Source organism: Bartonella sp. AA86SXKL (assembly GCF_042196885.1).
The window spans coordinates 1-793 of the sequence record NZ_JBHIRE010000253.1; the positions used below are offsets into that span (position 1 = coordinate 1).

Consider the following 793-nt stretch of genomic DNA (forward strand, 5'->3'; position numbering starts at 1 on the left):
GCGCGTGATCTCTCTTCAGAGGATATCTTGGATATTGAAAAAAAAGGCGGGCCTGTCAAAATTAGTCGTGTTTTACGACCGCAGTCTATTTATTTATCGTTGAACAACAAAAATGCAATTTTTGCTAACGAAAAAGTAAGATTGGCACTTCGTTATTTGGTTGATTACGAGAGCCTTGGAAAAACTGTTTTAAAGGGTGTTGCAATTCCACGTGCAAGTTATATGCCACTGGGTATACCTGGAGCTTTGGATGAGAAAGAGGGATTGCCGTTTAAATTGGATTTAGAAAAGGCAAAGCAATTAATAAGTGAAGCAGGTTACCCTAATGGTTTTAAGGCTAATCTTTTAGTTGGTAGTCTTACATATATGTCATCTGTTGCGCAGTCTATCCAAGAAAATGCACGCAAAGTTGGTATTGAGTTTACAATTGAAAAAATGGCACAAACCCAATTGTTAAGCCGCGTGCGTGGTGGAAATTATGATACGGCTATTATGGGTTGGGGGAGTGCTGATCCTGATGGACATCCTGCTTCATTAAATCATGTTTTTAATCCTGATCCAACATTTACAAAAAAGCACAATATGTATTTGGCTTGGCGTGCTGGTTATTATGATGAAAATGTCAACAAAATGGTGATGGATACGTTGTTTGAGCAAGATCAAAATAAGCGTATTACACAATATCGTGCTTTACAGCGTTATATGCTTGAGCACGGTCCTATGGTTTATTTATTTCAGACATATTATACAGTTGGTATGGGCCCAGCAGTAAAAAAATGGGTTTGGAATAGTT

The 793-nt window shown here is 38.0% G+C and carries 1 protein-coding gene; it reads left to right on the top strand.

Annotated features, from left to right (window positions below; genetic code table 11):
• The coding region (locus ACFIO5_RS11340; protein ID WP_375705461.1) for an ABC transporter substrate-binding protein at positions 1-793 on the top strand (793 nt) is incomplete at both ends.